This is a genomic window from Bacillus gobiensis (assembly GCF_001278705.1).
Taxonomy (GTDB): Bacteria; Bacillota; Bacilli; order Bacillales; family Bacillaceae; genus Bacillus; species Bacillus gobiensis.
The window spans coordinates 3,569,417-3,586,487 of record NZ_CP012600.1 but is presented as its reverse complement, the minus strand read 5'-3'; the positions used below and the strand labels follow the sequence as shown (position 1 = coordinate 3,586,487).

15 protein-coding genes, 2 rRNA genes, 1 pseudogene and 1 other annotated feature (1 of these 19 only partly in view) are annotated in these 17,071 nt (G+C 39.1%); of the genes and pseudogenes, 2 read left to right on the top strand and 16 right to left on the bottom strand.

Translation table 11 applies throughout. The features are described 5' to 3' along the window. Positions 1–35 precede the first annotated feature (35 nt). Both AM592_RS17955 and AM592_RS17950 read right to left on the bottom strand, forming a co-directional pair. Positions 36–644, bottom strand: a pseudogene (locus tag AM592_RS17955) (arylamine N-acetyltransferase); the annotation flags it as partial. 115 nt (positions 645–759) lie between these two features. Next, positions 760–993, bottom strand: coding sequence for a tubby C-terminal domain-like protein (locus AM592_RS17950; RefSeq protein ID WP_053605064.1), 234 nt, complete (start codon positions 991–993; stop codon positions 760–762). 48 nt (positions 994–1,041) lie between these two features. Here AM592_RS17950 and AM592_RS17945 point away from each other — a divergent pair, with 48 nt between their 5' ends. Beyond that, on the top strand, positions 1,042–1,560 hold the full coding sequence (locus AM592_RS17945) for a hypothetical protein (protein WP_053605063.1): 519 nt from the start codon (positions 1,042–1,044) through the stop codon (positions 1,558–1,560). Between the two features lie 226 nt (positions 1,561–1,786). On the opposite strand, the gene AM592_RS17940 is transcribed toward AM592_RS17945, so the two are convergent. The 12 genes from AM592_RS17940 to guaB form a co-directional block, all read right to left on the bottom strand. Continuing rightward, positions 1,787–2,308, bottom strand: coding sequence for a tubby C-terminal domain-like protein (locus AM592_RS17940; RefSeq protein ID WP_053605062.1), 522 nt, complete (start codon positions 2,306–2,308; stop codon positions 1,787–1,789). A gap of 265 nt (positions 2,309–2,573) precedes the next feature. Beyond that, a complete protein-coding gene (locus tag AM592_RS17930) occupies positions 2,574–3,206 on the bottom strand; it encodes an ATP-binding cassette domain-containing protein (protein ID WP_053605060.1) in 633 nt (210 codons plus the stop codon). Beyond that, positions 3,190–3,750 carry a hypothetical protein gene (locus AM592_RS17925; protein WP_053605059.1) on the bottom strand — a complete coding sequence of 187 codons (561 nt, stop codon included), beginning with the start codon at positions 3,748–3,750 and terminating at the stop codon, positions 3,190–3,192. The genes AM592_RS17930 and AM592_RS17925 overlap by 17 nt, the downstream gene beginning before the upstream one ends. Before the next feature lie 16 nt (positions 3,751–3,766). Next, the gene (locus AM592_RS17920) at positions 3,767–4,273 is read right to left on the bottom strand and encodes a stage II sporulation protein M (RefSeq protein ID WP_053605058.1); all 507 of its coding nucleotides are present in this window, start codon (positions 4,271–4,273) and stop codon (positions 3,767–3,769) included. 5 nt (positions 4,274–4,278) lie between these two features. After that, complete coding sequence (locus AM592_RS17915; protein ID WP_053605057.1) at positions 4,279–5,985, bottom strand: hypothetical protein; 1,707 nt, start codon at positions 5,983–5,985, stop codon at positions 4,279–4,281. 71 nt (positions 5,986–6,056) lie between these two features. Next, positions 6,057–6,380 carry an uberolysin/carnocyclin family circular bacteriocin gene (locus AM592_RS17910; protein ID WP_053605056.1) on the bottom strand — a complete coding sequence of 108 codons (324 nt, stop codon included), beginning with the start codon at positions 6,378–6,380 and terminating at the stop codon, positions 6,057–6,059. A 48-nt stretch (positions 6,381–6,428) separates the two neighbouring features. After that, positions 6,429–6,752 (bottom strand): uberolysin/carnocyclin family circular bacteriocin, encoded by a 324-nt coding sequence (locus tag AM592_RS17905; RefSeq protein WP_053605055.1) that lies wholly within the window; start codon positions 6,750–6,752, stop codon positions 6,429–6,431. 665 nt (positions 6,753–7,417) lie between these two features. Then, positions 7,418–8,695: a serine--tRNA ligase gene (serS, locus tag AM592_RS17900; protein ID WP_053605054.1), complete on the bottom strand. Its 1,278-nt coding sequence runs from the start codon at positions 8,693–8,695 to the stop codon at positions 7,418–7,420. Between the two features lie 51 nt (positions 8,696–8,746). Next, positions 8,747–8,962: a binding site (T-box leader), on the bottom strand. A 54-nt stretch (positions 8,963–9,016) separates the two neighbouring features. After that, positions 9,017–9,607 carry a pyridoxal 5'-phosphate synthase glutaminase subunit PdxT gene (pdxT, locus tag AM592_RS17890; RefSeq protein ID WP_053605052.1) on the bottom strand — a complete coding sequence of 197 codons (591 nt, stop codon included), beginning with the start codon at positions 9,605–9,607 and terminating at the stop codon, positions 9,017–9,019. A gap of 21 nt (positions 9,608–9,628) precedes the next feature. Further along, positions 9,629–10,513: a pyridoxal 5'-phosphate synthase lyase subunit PdxS gene (pdxS, locus tag AM592_RS17885; RefSeq protein WP_053605051.1), complete on the bottom strand. Its 885-nt coding sequence runs from the start codon at positions 10,511–10,513 to the stop codon at positions 9,629–9,631. 188 nt (positions 10,514–10,701) lie between these two features. Beyond that, a complete protein-coding gene (locus AM592_RS17880; RefSeq protein ID WP_376773434.1) occupies positions 10,702–12,045 on the bottom strand; it encodes a D-alanyl-D-alanine carboxypeptidase family protein in 1,344 nt (447 codons plus the stop codon). Positions 12,046–12,197: 152 nt separating this feature from the next. After that, entirely contained in the window at positions 12,198–13,664 is a 1,467-nt protein-coding gene (gene guaB, locus AM592_RS17875; protein ID WP_053605049.1) for an IMP dehydrogenase, read from the bottom strand. Between the two features lie 123 nt (positions 13,665–13,787). On the opposite strand from guaB, the gene AM592_RS17870 reads away from it, so the two are divergent. Continuing rightward, positions 13,788–14,762 (top strand): YaaC family protein, encoded by a 975-nt coding sequence (locus AM592_RS17870; protein ID WP_053605048.1) that lies wholly within the window; start codon positions 13,788–13,790, stop codon positions 14,760–14,762. A gap of 83 nt (positions 14,763–14,845) precedes the next feature. On the opposite strand, the gene rrf is transcribed toward AM592_RS17870, so the two are convergent. Together rrf and AM592_RS17860 are read right to left on the bottom strand one after the other, a co-directional pair. Beyond that, positions 14,846–14,961 (bottom strand): 5S ribosomal RNA (gene rrf, locus AM592_RS17865). Positions 14,962–15,295: 334 nt separating this feature from the next. Further along, positions 15,296–17,071: ribosomal RNA gene (locus AM592_RS17860) — 23S ribosomal RNA — on the bottom strand; it runs 1,154 nt beyond the window's last position.

Sequence of the window (17,071 nt, the reverse complement as noted above, 5' to 3'; positions counted from 1 at the left end):
GGTCCTTTTTCAACAATAGACGTTAACAGATTGATTCAAACTCTGTCGGAAAAAACATCCACTCCTAAATTCTTCAATACTTCAATCGCTTCTGCCACCGGCAATTTTGGCAGGAAAAAATCAATTGCCATCACTTCTTCTATCTCATGAATAGACGATAAAGTTTTTTTTACAGTTTGTCCATCTGAATAATGAATACTTAGTCTATTATTGACCAAGGAAACACTTCTATTTTGATCGATCTGCCATAGTTGGCACCGCAGAATTGACATAAATGCAGACTGTAGAATATACGATTTTTGAATGATATCAGCAAAGTCACTCATTTTATATTCTTGTTCAGAGTTAAAATCCCACGCTTCTCCACTTTGTTTCCCCTTGATATACCGAACATATCGGTAGTTATTATCTTCCGGAACTGTCGGCACAATATTTACATAATCTTCACCAAAGCGAGAACTATTTTGATGGTCACTCTCAAAGCGAACAGGCTTAAAAATAGGAGCAGCCCCACCGCAATCCACATACAGCTTTTCTTTACCCATCTTCACAATAATTGCCATATGCTTATTTCCAAGCATGATGAGATAACAATGAAAGCCTAGTTCCTTTAATAAATTGATTAAACTAGCATTTAATGAGTAGCATGTTCCTCCAAAATGAGAACAGCATAATTACTAACAAACTGGCCGTAAGAAGGAATATGTAGGTCCTTGTCGCGAAATGAAAGCAATTTGCTTACGTTTTCAAACGGAAAGTTCATTTTGTTCTAAAAAAACTGTTTTCTTCTTTCGCAATAGCTTTGAGAACGCCTTGATGATCAAATACCTTGATATGAACAAACATTTCATCGAAAATGTTATCGACCATATACTCCAATTTATTATGAAAAAAACGTTGGGTGCTGCCAATCACTTCTTCATTTGAATCGTAAATATTTATTTTTCCCCTCGATTTTTTCAAAATTGTATTAGTGAATCGATAGGTTGACAAAATTACACCTCATTTATTATTGACTAAAAGGTGTAAAAGGAGATCATTATGATAAAAACTCCAACTATATCATTGCTTATTAAGACTCCGATTATAGGAATTTTTAAACATTCTGTATTCGATGATAAAGGAAATATCGTAACCACCATAAAGACAAAACTTTCATTGTTAAAAGCGATGTATTATTTTATGCAACATGAAAAAACCTTGTATTATGCTATTGATAAGATTTCTAAGAAAATCATTACCCAAGAAATTTTGATTTTCAATAACGAAGATAAACGATTTGAAAGTGTTCGAAAAAAGCCTATTTATAAGAAAAAACAGATTTTCAAAGAATTGGTCATCACACATAAATCCGAAAAATACAATGTTCAATTTACACTGGCGGAAAAACAATTTTTTATTAAAGATGAAAAAAACAAATTAATCGCTGAAGGAGAGTTAGTAAGCTCACTATTCTTGAACCTATTCTATTTCCGAGCTTATCGAGTGAAAATAGATAACGATATTTTAATCCAAGTTTTGCGGGCAGCAATCCTGAAAGGAATTCAATTATTAGATTAATTTGAAAATAAACCTAATGACCAAAATATACCTAATCCATTATATTGATAAGCTTTTCGGATCTCAATGAAAAAAGACAGTAAAATGAAGCGGATGAAAGTGAAAATTTTTCCCTTGCATACACAAAAAGCATGAACTGATTTCAGACTTCGCTCATGCTTCATTCTTCTCTCGATCCCCAAAAATAAGGACACTTCCGTCATATTTACAAAAATCGCGGGCGTATTTATTTGAAAGTCAGGTATGTATGAAAAATTCCGATTAGAAAAAGAACCATATTTTCATAGCTAGAATTATATAATTTAAATTTGCACGTAAAAGGAGGTTTTAATGGAATATGCCACTCAGCAATTAATTCATCATTAACGGTGAGCTGCCCCCATTCGAAAGGTGCTTTTTTTAAATGAAACGTTTCTCCATCGAAATCAAAAGATGTCACTTCGACGATATCGAACATTTTTTTATCAATTAACAGAAATTCAATATGTTTGTCATTTCCATAATAATTAATTTTGTATTGCCTTTTTTTAAATGGATTGAGGATTGCTTTGGTTTCAAAAATCAGATCATTTTGCTGGTGGATTTGATATTGTACAAAGTATTTCCCTTCCAAAATGACATCTAACAATCTTATAAATACATTCGAGTAATGTTTCTTTATTGTTCCTATACAATTGCTGTTTTCATCAAGTATTTCAGCAGGATTTGTAAAATAAGCAGGGCGCCATTTATATTGATAAAGCTTCATTACTCTCGCCCTTTCAACAATACTTACATCGCCTCAATTAAACCGTCACAGTCTATTCATTTTTTATTTTTTTTTTTGAGAAGGCCACTCTTAAATAAGACCCCATCTGTCACAAACTTAATTCCTGCCCCCACACTTAAACCAAATAGTATCTTTCCTATCGTTGAATCAAAAAAATTAAATAGTAGCAATAGCAAGGCTAGTATAAAACTACAGTATCCAATGATGTGGTACTTCGTCATATGATCCTCATCCTTATAAAAGATTATATAATTAGTTGTTTATCCTTAATTTCAAACACATAGTTACTTAGTTTCTGTTTAAATTCTTCGATATGGCTAACAAAGATTAAGATATTACCTTTACTGGTGAATTCCTTCAATATTTTATATATTTCATTTTGGGAATTTTTATCTAACGCGGTAAAAGGTTCGTCTAATAATAATAGTTGAATGTCTCTGCTTATCATAGCAATAAAGAATAGTTTATATCTCATGCCTAATGAATACGTATGAATTTGTTGCGTTAAGTTCTCTTTTGTCAAACCTAACAAGTTACAATAATCATGAACTCTTTTTAAATAGTAATCTTTTTCTTTAATTTTCCAAAGAGCCATTATATACTCTATATTTTCATATCCTGTTAGTACTTCAAATAAAGGAGGATCGTTTGGTATGAAGGAAATCGTTTTTTGAAAATCCAAAGGTTTAACATGTTGATTGTTTAATGTGATTTTAACCTCTGGACTTGTTGCTATATGCTTTAAAAGCGTTGTTTTACCCGCTCCATTTACTCCAGTGATACAGTAAGAATTTTCACCTGTAATTTTAAAAGAGGTCTTATTGATGATTTTTTTCCCTCCAATTATTATATCTGTCAGCTCAATGCCAACTTCCAATTGGATTTCCTCCTATCAGTTGTATTATATTTATAATAAAAATGATTGCAAATAAACTAGAAAGAGTAATAACAGAAAACTTCTTGCTAAAACCGATTATATTTGTAAAGCCGCTAAACATAGCTAAAAAAACTAGTATCACTAATAATAATGATAGCACAGTAAATGTTGCTGCCGGCAATAAATCACTAAAATTTAGAATCGTAAGGAAAACAAATCCTTGGGTTGTCAAATATAAAGTCGTACAACTTAAAATGACAACGTACACTTTTTTAAGTTGTAAATCTGGTTTTGTAATTAGCCCAATTAATGCCCAAAAAAGTGAAAATATAAAGGATATAATTAATATAAACGGGGTAATTATCAAGGTTAATAATACGAAGCCAACAAACCATTCTTTGATTTCTTGATATTCCATCAAGCGATATAATATCGTAGTCAATAGAATATTCATAAGGAAGAGCATACTTATATTTAGGATCAGAAAATTCTTCTTTATCTTTAGAAGTGTTGCAAACTTCGACATTGCCAAATTGTTTTCCATCTAAAAACTTCCCTTCTTAATGTGTACTCACTATCCCTTCCACCAATGCACCAAGTCCACATAAAGCAAATGATAGAATTAACATAACGAAAATCTCTTTATATATTTTTGACAAATGCAGTTCTTTTTTATTTATTGCAAATAGATAAAAAGGAATAACTGAAATAGAGCTGCTGATAAATATGGATAATAATTCTGGTATTGCATGAGGCAAAAATCCAGTTAATATCGGTAAAAAACCAGAAGTCAAATATACTGAAAACAAAGTTTTTCCTACTATCATCCCGTTCACAAACAATACAAAAATGGTATAAAATCCGCTCGTCAAAGTACCTATAACTAACAGACTGATGATTACCAGTATATTGTTGTTGAAAATAGCAGAGGAACTTAAATTCATATGAGTATAATTTGAAACTTCAAAATTTAAAGAGATAACACCGTAGATCGATCCGGCTAAAAATATCACAAGAAGTATAACGATAAGTTTACTCCAAGGGAAATATCGCTCTTTCTGAATCATAAGCTTCACATCCTTAACCAATTGGAATCAAACTTTACCAAATTGTTATCTGCATATTTTCGAGCGAAAATGATGAATATGCTTCCTCCGATCAGATAATAAATAAAATATATGTACAGAAAATAGGTAATCACTATCTTATTCCATGATATAAACAGCAAAGAATATAAAAAGAACAGGACAGGCAATACTAAAACCTTTCTCGGTAAAGCTTGGATCTTATCAATAATTCCTTCTTCTTCTGTTTTTCCAACTTCTAAATCATCTACATATTCAGTTTTTATTAAATATGAGGCAGCCCACATTTGAACAAGTGGAACTAATTTATATGTTAGTATGATTACAATAATTGCAGCTAAATATTTAAAGTCTCTAAAGCTAAGTATTAATGTAATAAGCATTAGTAATAATGTTGGTATAGTCATCAAGATACTCATCAGATTCACTTTACTTTGAAAGAGAGGCTTAATTCCCAATCCGGAATATCTAAATAAATCCAGCTTGTTTTTAAATGCTCCCAACAGAAAAATATGCGGGAACTCCGTTCTTAACTCAAAGCTGTGATTAAACATGATCAACAAGATAAAGCATAAATATATTAAATATTGCAGCATATTATTTTCAGTGGAAAGCAACAACCCTGTTAACATTCCCATAAAAAATGTCGATTCATAAGTTATAAATACCATTGAGAAAAACTTCGGAGACACTAAAAATCTTTCCCTGGATAATAGTGTTAATTCATTTTCTAATAGGGAACTTTTGAAGGTTTTTTTGTTTAAAATTGAAAATCCTTTTAATAGGTAATACATAATATCTTTTGTATTGGTGTTTATAGAGTCATATCTATTAGCTAACGGACTAATTTTTAAGAGACTAAGTAAAAATAATAGAAAGATTGATACTCCCAGTGTAACTGCTGAATTTAGTACATTTTCTAGTACATAATCAATGGTTGGAAATAAACGGTTAAAGATAAAATGAAAAGGCTTAGCAATCGAATGAAACAGCTGTAATGAAACGGTCTCTGCAAACTTTTCATCATTAAGTATACGTATTCCCACAATATCTTCTCTAATGATTTTAAAAGGCTCTTTCATAACTGCTACTAACAGGTAGCCTGCTGCTAGTGAAATAAGTAAAATAAATAAATAAAAAATAAACCTGATAAACCCTATAGGCTTTATCACTTTACTAATATGGTATAATGAGAAAAATTTATTTGATGCTATGAATAGGATTAAATAAAGGAACATTGTATTTAAAATCACAAGAAAAGCATCCAAAATGTGCAAGTTGGTACATGCTAGAAGGATAAATAATGCCGTGGTTCCTGACTTATTAAAAATTGACCAAGTTAAAGATGACATCAGATGCAAGTTATAAACACTGCTTAATGAGATTGGTGCATACAAGTATATTCTTGATTTCACCAAGGCCGTATATTTGATTGATGAGATCCCCTGATATACCCCTGATAAAACCATAAATGCAAATACTACATATAAAATGTTAATAGAATTTATATTATTTATATAATTCATCAAGAGGAAATATAAAGGTATAGCAAAAAACACTTTTAAAAAACAGCTAATTAAAATTAATTTATTCGTTGAGATTTTTTCTTTAAGTTTATATCGTTCAATAATATTTGAGTATTGATTAAAAAATCTTAGTTTGAAGTCTAAATAAATTAAGCTTAAATTGCTCATAAATTGTTTCCTCCAAAAGAATAAGGCTGGATAAGATCCAGCCCTATCATAACAACTTAGATTGGTAAGGATTAGTAAGCTATTGCCGCATCTTTACCTTTTTCCTCTGCCATATCTTTTAAATACTTTTTAACTCCCATAGATCCGGCTGCTGCGATTAGAGAGCTTCCGCCAGTTCCAAGAGCGGCAATCAACGCCAGCAATGAAACACCCCATGAAATTACGTCCAGCCAGACAAAAATTTGAGATGCTGCTACATAAGAAAGTTTAAATTCTTTTACAATGTTCATTTCTGGGAGAAAACCAAGTAATAACGCATAGGCTCCTAGTAAAATTAAACCTACTGCTAATAAGAATCCATAGTTAAGTGCTTTTCTTTGTACTGGTAACGACATACAAACCTACCTTCTTTCTTGAAATTTAGTTTGATATTCCCCAAAAAATTAGTAAGAAATTGCTGCTTGTTTACCTTTTTCCTCTACCATATCTTTTAAATATTTTTTTACTCCCATAGTTCCAGCTGCTGCAATTAGGGAAGCCCCTCCTGTACCAAGTGCTCCAATAAGAGCAACGAGTGAAACACCCCATGAAATTACGTCTAGCCAGGCGAAAACTTGAGCTGCTGCTACATAAGAAAGATCAAATTCTTTTACGAGGTTCATTTCTGGGAGAAAACCAAGTAATAGGGCATAGGCTCCTAGCAATATGAAACCTACTGTTAATAAGAGTCCATAGTTAAGTGCTTTTCTTTGTACTGATAACGACATACAAACCTACCTTCTTTCTTAAAATTTAGTTTTTTGTTCCCTAAAAAATTAGTAAGAAATGCTGCTTTTTTACCTTTTTCCTCTGCCAAGACATTTAAATATTTTTGCTCTCCTAGATCCAACTGCTGTGTTTAGAAATGCCTCACCTGTTATCCAATGCTCATGAAGTAATGCAGGATAGAGGGATTCTTTTACTGAGTTCTATTAACAAGGATTATGAACCTAGTAAAAAAATTCTCACAAACAATAAAAATCCATAGTTTAAAGACACAGTTTGGAATACTATAGCTTATTTAACAATATATACTAACTTAAAAAAGTTAACTAATACAACCACAAATTTGAAATTTTTGTAAAATGTTACTTTTTTACTAATTGGTTATTTTAAAAGAATATTTTATGAATAAATGCCCCCTCCTTATATAACTATAAATACATTGTTCATTATATTGCTTTTTATCAAAAAATTTCAATAATTTTTTGAAAACTTTAGGATAAATGGTAATATTGACCCGATATTCCAGTGCAAATGAGTAGGAATATATCCTTTTCTTAGATACACACCTCTATCTTATTGACTAGTTACAACTTCCTTTCTGGGCATAAAGATACACAAAAAAGCAAGAGCTCAGGCCGAATCAACCGAGCTCATGCCTTTCATGATCTTACGCTTCAATCTTCTCCCGATTCCCGAAATAAGGACGAAGCACTTCTGGAATGATGACACTACCATCCTCCTGCTGGTAATTCTCAAGAATCGCGGCAACTGTTCTTCCGATCGCTAGGCCAGATCCGTTTAACGTGTGCACATGCTCCGGCTTGCCTTTCGCTTCGCGTCTGAAGCGGATGTTCGCCCGGCGTGCTTGGAAGGCCTCGAAGTTACTGCATGAAGAAATTTCACGATATGTGTTTTGGCTTGGGATCCAAACCTCGATGTCGTATTTTTTTGCTGCCGTAAAGCCGAGGTCAGCTGTACACATGCTCATCACGCGATACGGAAGTCCTAACAGCTGAAGGACCTTTTCCGCTTGGTTCGTTAATTTTTCGAGCTCTTCGTAAGAATCTTCCGGTTTCACAAATTTGACGAGCTCGACTTTATTGAACTGATGCTGCCTGATCAGACCGCGTGTATCACGGCCTGCAGAACCGGCTTCAGAGCGGAAGCAGGCGCTGAATGCGGCGTAATTGAGCGGTAAAGCATCACCATCCATAATTTCATCTCGATGCATATTTGTAACTGGCACTTCTGCTGTCGGGATTAAGAAATAATCTTCTTCCCTGATTTTGAATGCATCTTCTTCAAATTTAGGAAGCTGCCCGGTTCCCGTCATACTCGTGCGGTTAACCATATACGGCGGCAGAACCTCAGTATAGCCGTATTCATCGACATGCAAATCGAGCATAAAGTTCCATAATGCCCTTTCTAAGCGAGCGCCGAGCCCTTTATAAAAAACAAAGCGGCTGCCCGTTACTTTTCCGGCACGTTCGAAATCAACAATCCCGAGCTCGCCAGCGATATCCCAATGAGGTTTCGGCTCATAAGAAAATTCTTTTACTTCTCCCCACTTGCGGGCTTCGACATTTTCATCCTCTGTCTCTCCTATAGGAACAGATTCATGAGGGATATTCGGAATAGACAGCAGGATCGTTTCCAGCGTGGTCTCCACCGTTCTTAGTTCCTCGTCAAGAGTCTTGATCTCATCACCGATTTGACGCATTTCTTGAATGATGGCGTCTGCGTCCTTTTTCTCCCTTTTCAAAACCGCGATTTGCTGAGACGCTTCATTTCGTTTTCCTTTCAGCTCTTCTACCTTTACAATCAAGCTTCTTCGTTTTTCATCCAGCTCGCCGAATTTATCAAAGTCGGTGAGATCTTCGCCGCGATGAGAAAGCTTTTCTTTGATTTCGTTAAAATTTGCCCGTAAATCTTTCATATCCAACATGTTGCTTCACTCCTATTTTTAGATCAAAAAAAGAGCTCTCGATCCCCCTTGGTAAGGGACGAGAGCTCTCGCGTTGCCACCCTGATTGAAAACAATACTGTTTTCCACTTCATCAAAATAACGGATATATCCGAAAATGCCTACTGAATTCATGGGTTCAGCATTTCGCTCAAGGATGGATTCAGCAGCATCTTTCACCGATTCTCACCAACCATCGGCTCTCTTTAGAAGGAGCGGCTGCTTACTAATTCCTATCAACGCTTTTACCAATCTTAAATTGTAATAATAATGTACTACAAGTTTGACCTTGTTTCAACTACTTTATTCAGCTGGCTGCTTTTTATAGTCTTCAATCATTTCGATAAAAAGCTTCATCATCCGCGGATCCTCTGTCAGCTCAGGATGAAACGAGCATCCCAGGAGATGTCCGTCTTTCGCAGCTACAATCCGCCCATTATGCTTTGAAAGAACTTCGACATTTTCTCCTACTTCGACAATGTGAGGAGCACGAATGAAGACACCCGTAAAATCTTCCTCAAGTCCAATAATGGAGAGATCGGCTTCAAAACTGTCTCTCTGCCTTCCGAAGGAATTTCTTTCTACCTTTACATCCATGACTGACAAGTGCGGCTCTTTATTATCGACGATTTCCTTCGCTAAAATAATGAGTCCGGCGCATGTGCCAAACATCGGTTTTTTTTGCTCCGAAAATTGTTTTAACGGCTCTAGGAATTGATACGTATCGATGAGCCTTCTCATCGTCGTGCTTTCACCGCCCGGGATCACGAGCCCGTCAATGTCTTCCAGCTCTTCAACCCTTTTAATCACTTTGCCTTTCGCTCCGGAAGCTTCAATTGCGCGAATATGTTCACGTACAGCTCCTTGTAGTCCTAGTACTCCTACTGTTATCATGATTGAACGAAAACCCCTTCCTTACCAGCCGCGCTCTTGCATACGCTCGTCAGGAAGCAAGTTTGAGATCTCAATTCCTTTCATTGCCGAGCCGAGATCCTTTGAAAGCTCAGCAATCAGCTTATAATCAGTGAAATGAGTCGTTGCTTCGACAATCGCTTTCGCAAACTTAGCCGGGTTGTCCGATTTGAAAATACCTGAACCCACAAATACTCCGTCTGCTCCAAGCTGCATCATTAACGCTGCATCTGCCGGAGTTGCAACACCGCCTGCTGCAAAGTTTACAACCGGCAGCTTGCCTTCTCTTTTAATTTGCAATAAAAGCTCATAAGGTGCTCCAAGATTTTTTGCTTCCGTCATCAGTTCATCTTCACTCATGGAAGATACCTTGCGGATTTGGGCGTTCACTTTTCTCATGTGGCGCACAGCTTCAACAATGTTTCCTGTACCCGGCTCGCCTTTCGTACGAAGCATAGACGCTCCTTCAGCGATCCGGCGAGTCGCTTCACCTAAATCACGGCAGCCGCAAACAAAAGGAACGGTGTACTCATTTTTATTTAAATGAAACTCTTCATCCGCCGGAGTCAAAACTTCACTTTCATCGATGTAATCGACCCCAAGTGCTTCAAGAACCCTTGCTTCTGTTATGTGGCCGATACGCGCTTTTGCCATGACCGGAATGGAAACAGCTCCCATAACTTCTTCGACGATTGTCGGATCAGCCATACGCGCTACTCCGCCTGCCGCACGGATATCTGCTGGAACGCGCTCAAGCGCCATAACTGCTACTGCTCCGGCTTCCTCCGCAATTTTTGCCTGTTCAGCATTCACGACGTCCATAATAACGCCGCCTTTTTGCATTTCCGCCATCCCGCGTTTGACACGGTTCGTACCTGTTTGTACCATTTCAATTCCTCCTATTTCAAAGGGCCAAAGTTTTTAGTCATCTCGTTCATTTTTGATCCTTTATATTCTATTATTTTATCCTACATCGTGAAAAATTCCTATGGGAAAGAAATAGAATTTTCTTTCTCCTTATTTTAAAAAAATTCTCTTCTTTCCCTCTGATTAAGAGGTAAGAAGAGAGAGTATTGTTAAAACCAGCCGGTTACAGTATCGACTATGCTTCCCCAAACGCCTGAAAAGAATCCGCCGATGCTGCGCATGGATAAGATGAACCAATTCGCTTTTTCTACGTTTTCTTTTGTCACTAACTCAGAATTTTTTCCGGCTTGAATGAAGCCGTAATCTTTATCAGAACCTGTATATTCAGCGGTCACTTTTCCAACCGCATCTCCTTTTTTGACTGGAGCTGTTAATTTATTGTCACTTGTGTATTTATCCTTTTGAAGTTCTACTTTCGGCTGATAGTTTTTCTCTTCCCCTTTTTTCACTGGGAAAGATAAACTGTCATTCAGCTCAAGTGCCACTTCATGTTTTTTTCCTTGATCAACAAGAGCTTTTTCTTGTCCTTTTATCACTTGTCCTTTTGGATAGAGCTCTTTCATTTCAAAATGATTAAATGCATAGTCCAGCAATTTTTTTGTCTCGGTAAAACGAGCAGTGTGTAAAGGGCCGCCTTGTGCATTCAGAACGACAGTAATCACACGCATACCGTTTCTTTCAGCTGTTCCGGTAAAACAAGATCCTGCTGAATCAGTCGATCCCGTTTTTAATCCGTCCACACCTTCGTACTCTTGCACCAAGCCTTTGAGCATGAAGTTCCAGTTAGGCATGTCCATTTTATCGTCTGTGCCTTCTCTGAATGTTGTTTTGGCAATGCTTGATGTTTCCAAAACTTCAGGATAATCAGTGACTAGACGGTTAGCAAGAATAGCCATATCCTTTGCAGATACTTCGTTTTCCTCGTCTCCGTTCGTTCCTTCAGGATGCTTCCCGTGCAGGTCTTTGTTTTCTAGACCTGTCGCATTAACGAATTTGTATTCCGATAATCCTAATTCCTTCGCCTTTGCATTCATCAGCTCAACAAATTTGGCTTCTGATCCTGCAATCACTTCAGCCAATCCAATCGCTGCTCCATTCGCTGAATAAATGGCAGTTGCTTTATACAGTTCTTCGACAGTATAGCTGCCGTCTCTTCTCATAGGTACATTCGACAAACTGTTGTCTTGAGAAATTTCATACACATAGTCGTCCGGTGTATATTTTTGATCCCATGATACTTTTTTATCTTTGATCGCTTCAAGAAGTAAGTATTCGGTCATTATTTTTGCCATACTTGCAATTGGTAAGCGCTCTTCAATATTTTTCCCGTAAAGTATTTTCCCCGTTGATTGTTCGATCACAATAGCTGATTTTGCATTAACGTCAATCGGATCGCTTGCAGCATTCGCCTTAGATATCGGCATGAAGCTGGTGAAAACGATCACAGCAATCAGCAGCAACCCTATACCTGCTTTAAGATTCTTGATGGTCACGTATAATTTCCCTCCGTATGTAATATATAAATCTATCATTAAGCCGTTAAGGACATTTTTGCGGACAACATTAAAATTTTATCACATTCGTGAGAAAAAAAATAGACAGAGTCAGTGACCCTGTCAAATGTTTGTTTTTTCGTAACAATTAGTTACGAAATTGTATAGTTCGGTGATTCTTTTGTAATCTGTACATCATGCGGATGGCTTTCACGCAAGCCTGCACCGGTCATACGAATAAACTGTGCTTCTTCCCGTAAAGCCTGTAAATTTTTCGAACCGCAATAGCCCATTCCTGAGCGGAGTCCGCCGACCAGCTGGTAAATCGTATCGACAACCGGCCCTTTATATGGAGTGCGGCCTTCGATTCCTTCTGGAACAAATTTTTTGTTTTCTTCTTGGAAATAGCGATCCTTACTGCCTTTTTCCATTGCAGATACTGAACCCATACCGCGGTATACTTTAAAACGTCTGCCTTGAAAAATCTCTGTTTCCCCAGGGCTTTCTGATGTACCGGCCAGCAAACTTCCAAGCATAACCGCGTGTCCTCCAGCCGCCAGTGCTTTCGCGATATCTCCAGAGAATTTAATTCCGCCATCAGCAATGATTGAAACGCCATGCTTTCTCGCTTCTGTCGCGCAGTCGTAAATCGCGGTAATTTGAGGTACACCAACTCCCGCAACAACCCGTGTCGTACAGATTGAGCCCGGTCCGATGCCGACCTTCACTACATTGGCGCCAGCTAAGATCAAATCTCTCGTAGCCTCTGCAGTAGCCACGTTACCTGCCACAATACTCAAATCCGGATAAGCCTCACGAATAGACTTAACCGTATCTAAAACGCCCTGTGAATGACCATGGGCTGTATCCACGACAATTACGTCTACATTTGCTTCAACAAGCTTTTTAAGACGCAGATTTGTATCTCCTGTTACACCGACAGCTGCACCTACCAATAAACGTCCATGACCATCTTTTGCCGAATGAGGAAATTCAATCACTTTTTCAATATCTTTTATTGTAATAAGTCCCTTTAAAATTCCGTCATCGTCTAAAAGGGGAAGCTTTTCAATTTTATATTGCTGTAAAATCTTTTCAGCTTCTTTTAATGTTGTTCCAACTGGTGCTGTGACCAGGTCTTCTTTCGTCATGACTTCATCAATTTTCATTGAGTAGTCCTGAATAAAGCGTAAATCACGATTTGTAATAATTCCAACCAGCTTTTGCTCATCTTCATTATTTACAATCGGCACACCGGATATTCTGTATTTTCCCATAAGGTGTTCGGCATCAAATACTTGATGTTCCGGAGTTAAAAAGAAAGGATTCGTAATTACACCGCGTTCAGATCTCTTCACCTTGTCTACTTGCTCAGCCTGTTGTTCAATCGACATATTTTTGTGAATGATTCCCAGGCCGCCTTGTCTTGCAATGGCAATTGCCATTTCCGCTTCAGTAACTGTATCCATTCCGGCGCTGATGACAGGAATATTAAGCTTAATGTTTGGTGTAAGCTCTACCTTCAGGTCAACATCTCTCGGGAGAACCTCTGACTTAGCAGGCATGAGCAAAACATCATCAAATGTAAGACCTTCTTTCGAAAATTTACTTTCCCACATTAGTAAATCCTCCTCTTTTCGGCAAAATAATTATATGTAGATTATCAACTAGGTCTATCGCTGTCAAGAAAGCAATGAACAGTTGTAATTTTTAGAAAATATCCGTTGGAAAGGATAATGCGTATGAAATCCAAGAAAATCACGGGTTGGAGCAACTTGCAATTGTTTTACTCCGCCGAAACCACCCAATATTTTCTTGAAATTATTTATAAAGAGCAGCAGGTAGAGAAAAGCAGAGAATACTCCTATAAAAATGGAGATCGGTTTATTTTTTATTTAAAGCACGCCGAAGCTTTCTTCACTCAAGCTGCTGCATCCAGTATAGAGATAAAACCCATTCTTTTGTTTTATGGGACGGCTCAGCTGTTAAAGGCTTGTTTATTGACGGTTGATTACTTATATCCTAGTCACACTTCTGTGTTGGCACATGGTGTCACCACGAGAAAGCGGAAAAAACAAAATTACAGGTTTTATGAAGACGAAGTGAAAATACAAAAAAACGGTTTGTGTATGCACGTCTGCCGCAAACTGTTCGGATTAGACCGTTCATTGGAAGATGAGAGATTTCAAATGAAACAGCTGCTAACGAGAATCCCTGAATTAAACGAGGTGTTATCATTCCAAAGAAAAAACAATTTTTCACTTGCAGAAATTATAAAAACAGAAGAAAAATACGCTGTACCCATTAAACTTGCTCAAGACTATTGTATGTCGGTGGATCGGTTGGCAGAGTATATTGCTCACCATTTAGGATGGAAGTTTATCGATAAGACTGAGAGCTATCTTTATTTTGTATTAAGGGAAAAGGAAACCTGTACTTCCACTTCAAAAACACTGCTGTACAATTTTGAAACGAATCAGCAGTTTCTTCCTGCTGAACGCGATCGCTTTCTTAATCTACCCGAGCTGATATCACATTACCTGCTATTATACAACCTCAGTATGATTGCCAGGTATGAAACAGAATGGTGGTACGAGTTGATTCTTCAAAATGGAAGTGATGATTATGTAATCATTCAACAGTTTTTAGAGATTGCTGAAAAAAAAGTTCCAATACATATTGCTGACTATCTTACGCAAATAAAGCAAAGATTGTAACTTTGTTCGGGATGTCTCTTCCTATTATTTATTTGCATAGAAAAAAGACCAGCTTGGATAAGCTGATCCTTTTTCTATCATGAGCTTGGCGGCGTCCTACTCTCACAGGGGGAATCCCCCAACTACCATCGGCGCTGAAGAGCTTAACTTCCGTGTTCGGCATGGGAACGGGTGTGACCTCTTCGCCATCGCCACCAAACTATGGGTTACGGCTTCCGATGAACGGCGGACTTCGTTGTCATCTTCGTTCAGTCGCATCCTCACGTACTTAAGTACGCTCCGGTGCTCCTTCACTCGATTCCTAGAATTCCTTGTTCCTCGGGAACCCTTTTGGGTTCGATAAGTGAACCGTAAGAGAGATGTATTCTCTCAAAACTGGATAACGAGTAAGCATTCCATGTGTGTCTGTGTCCAGCTCCGGCGGCTAGACCCTCGAGGTCAAAAGTGCCTCCTCCCAGAAAGGTAAAGAACACCTTTCCGTACGGATGCCCTTTTGCTTGTCGGGTCTGATCAAGCCGCCTCCGCTTTTCGTTTTGGTTAAGTCCTCGATCGATTAGTATCTGTCAGCTCCATGTGTCACCACACGTCCACCTCAGACCTATCTACCTGATCATCTTTCAGGGATCTTACTTCCATAGGGAATGGGAAATCTCATCTTGAGGGGGGCTTCATGCTTAGATGCTTTCAGCACTTATCCCGTCCGCACATAGCTACCCAGCGATGCCCTTGGCAGAACAACTGGTACACCAGCGGTGCGTCCATCCCGGTCCTCTCGTACTAAGGACAGCTCCTCTCAAATTTCCTGCGCCCACGACGGATAGGGACCGAACTGTCTCACGACGTTCTGAACCCAGCTCGCGTACCGCTTTAATGGGCGAACAGCCCAACCCTTGGGACCGACTACAGCCCCAGGATGCGATGAGCCGACATCGAGGTGCCAAACCTCCCCGTCGATGTGGACTCTTGGGGGAGATAAGCCTGTTATCCCCGGGGTAGCTTTTATCCGTTGAGCGATGGCCCTTCCATGCGGAACCACCGGATCACTAAGCCCGACTTTCGTCCCTGCTCGACTTGTAGGTCTCGCAGTCAAGCTCCCTTGTGCCTTTACACTCTGCGAATGATTTCCAACCATTCTGAGGGAACCTTTGGGCGCCTCCGTTACATTTTAGGAGGCGACCGCCCCAGTCAAACTGCCCACCTGACACTGTCTCCCCGCCCGATAAGGGCGGCGGGTTAGAAGGTCAATACAGCCAGGGTAGTATCCCACCGATGCCTCCACCGAAGCTGGCGCTCCGGTTTCAAAGGCTCCTACCTATCCTGTACAAGCTGTACCAACATTCAATATCAGGCTGCAGTAAAGCTCCACGGGGTCTTTCCGTCCTGTCGCGGGTAACCTGCATCTTCACAGGTACTATAATTTCACCGAGTCTCTCGTTGAGACAGTGCCCAGATCGTTGCGCCTTTCGTGCGGGTCGGAACTTACCCGACAAGGAATTTCGCTACCTTAGGACCGTTATAGTTACGGCCGCCGTTTACTGGGGCTTCAGTTCGCACCTTCGCTTACGCTAAGCGCTCCCCTTAACCTTCCAGCACCGGGCAGGCGTCAGCCCCTATACTTCGCCTTGCGGCTTCGCAGAGACCTGTGTTTTTGCTAAACAGTCGCCTGGGCCTATTCACTGCGGCTTCTCGGGGCTATTCACCCTAAGAAGCACCCCTTCTCCCGAAGTTACGGGGTCATTTTGCCGAGTTCCTTAACGAGAGTTCTCTCGATCACCTTAGGATTCTCTCCTCGCCTACCTGTGTCGGTTTGCGGTACGGGCACCATTTTCCTCGCTAGAGGCTTTTCTTGGCAGTGTGGAATCAGGAACTTCGCTACTAAAATTTCACTCGCCATCACAGCTCAGCCTAATAAGGAAACGGATTTACCTATCTCCTTAGCCTAACTGCTTGGACGCGGATATCCAACACCGCGCTTACCCTATCCTCCTGCGTCCCCCCATTGCTCAAACGGAAAGGAGGTGGTACAGGAATATCAACCTGTTGTCCATCGCCTACGCCTTTCGGCCTCGGCTTAGGTCCCGACTAACCCTGAGCGGACGAGCCTTCCTCAGGAAACCTTAGGCATTCGGTGGAGGGGATTCTCACCCCTCTTTCGCTACTCATACCGGCATTCTCACTTCTAAGCGCTCCACCAGTCCTTCCGGTCTGGCTTCACAGCCCTTAGAACGCTCTCCTACCACTGTTCGAAGAACAGTCCGCAGCTTCGGTGATACGTTTAGCCCCGGTACATTTTCGGCGCAGAGTCACTC

Coding starts and splice junctions, on each gene's coding strand:
- guaB (WP_053605049.1), bottom strand. CDS start 13,664: ATGTGGGAAAGTAAATTTTCGAAAGAAGGTCTTACATTTGATGATGTT.
- AM592_RS17905 (WP_053605055.1), bottom strand. CDS start 6,752: ATGTCGTTATCAGTACAAAGAAAAGCACTTAACTATGGACTCTTATTA.
- serS (WP_053605054.1), bottom strand. CDS start 8,695: ATGTTGGATATGAAAGATTTACGGGCAAATTTTAACGAAATCAAAGAA.
- pdxS (WP_053605051.1), bottom strand. CDS start 10,513: ATGGTACAAACAGGTACGAACCGTGTCAAACGCGGGATGGCGGAAATG.
- AM592_RS17870 (WP_053605048.1), top strand. CDS start 13,788: ATGAAATCCAAGAAAATCACGGGTTGGAGCAACTTGCAATTGTTTTAC.
- AM592_RS17945 (WP_053605063.1), top strand. CDS start 1,042: ATGATAAAAACTCCAACTATATCATTGCTTATTAAGACTCCGATTATA.
- AM592_RS17925 (WP_053605059.1), bottom strand. CDS start 3,750: ATGGAAAACAATTTGGCAATGTCGAAGTTTGCAACACTTCTAAAGATA.
- AM592_RS17940 (WP_053605062.1), bottom strand. CDS start 2,308: ATGAAGCTTTATCAATATAAATGGCGCCCTGCTTATTTTACAAATCCT.
- pdxT (WP_053605052.1), bottom strand. CDS start 9,607: ATGATAACAGTAGGAGTACTAGGACTACAAGGAGCTGTACGTGAACAT.
- AM592_RS17910 (WP_053605056.1), bottom strand. CDS start 6,380: ATGTCGTTACCAGTACAAAGAAAAGCACTTAACTATGGATTCTTATTA.
- AM592_RS17915 (WP_053605057.1), bottom strand. CDS start 5,985: ATGAGCAATTTAAGCTTAATTTATTTAGACTTCAAACTAAGATTTTTT.
- AM592_RS17920 (WP_053605058.1), bottom strand. CDS start 4,273: ATGATTCAGAAAGAGCGATATTTCCCTTGGAGTAAACTTATCGTTATA.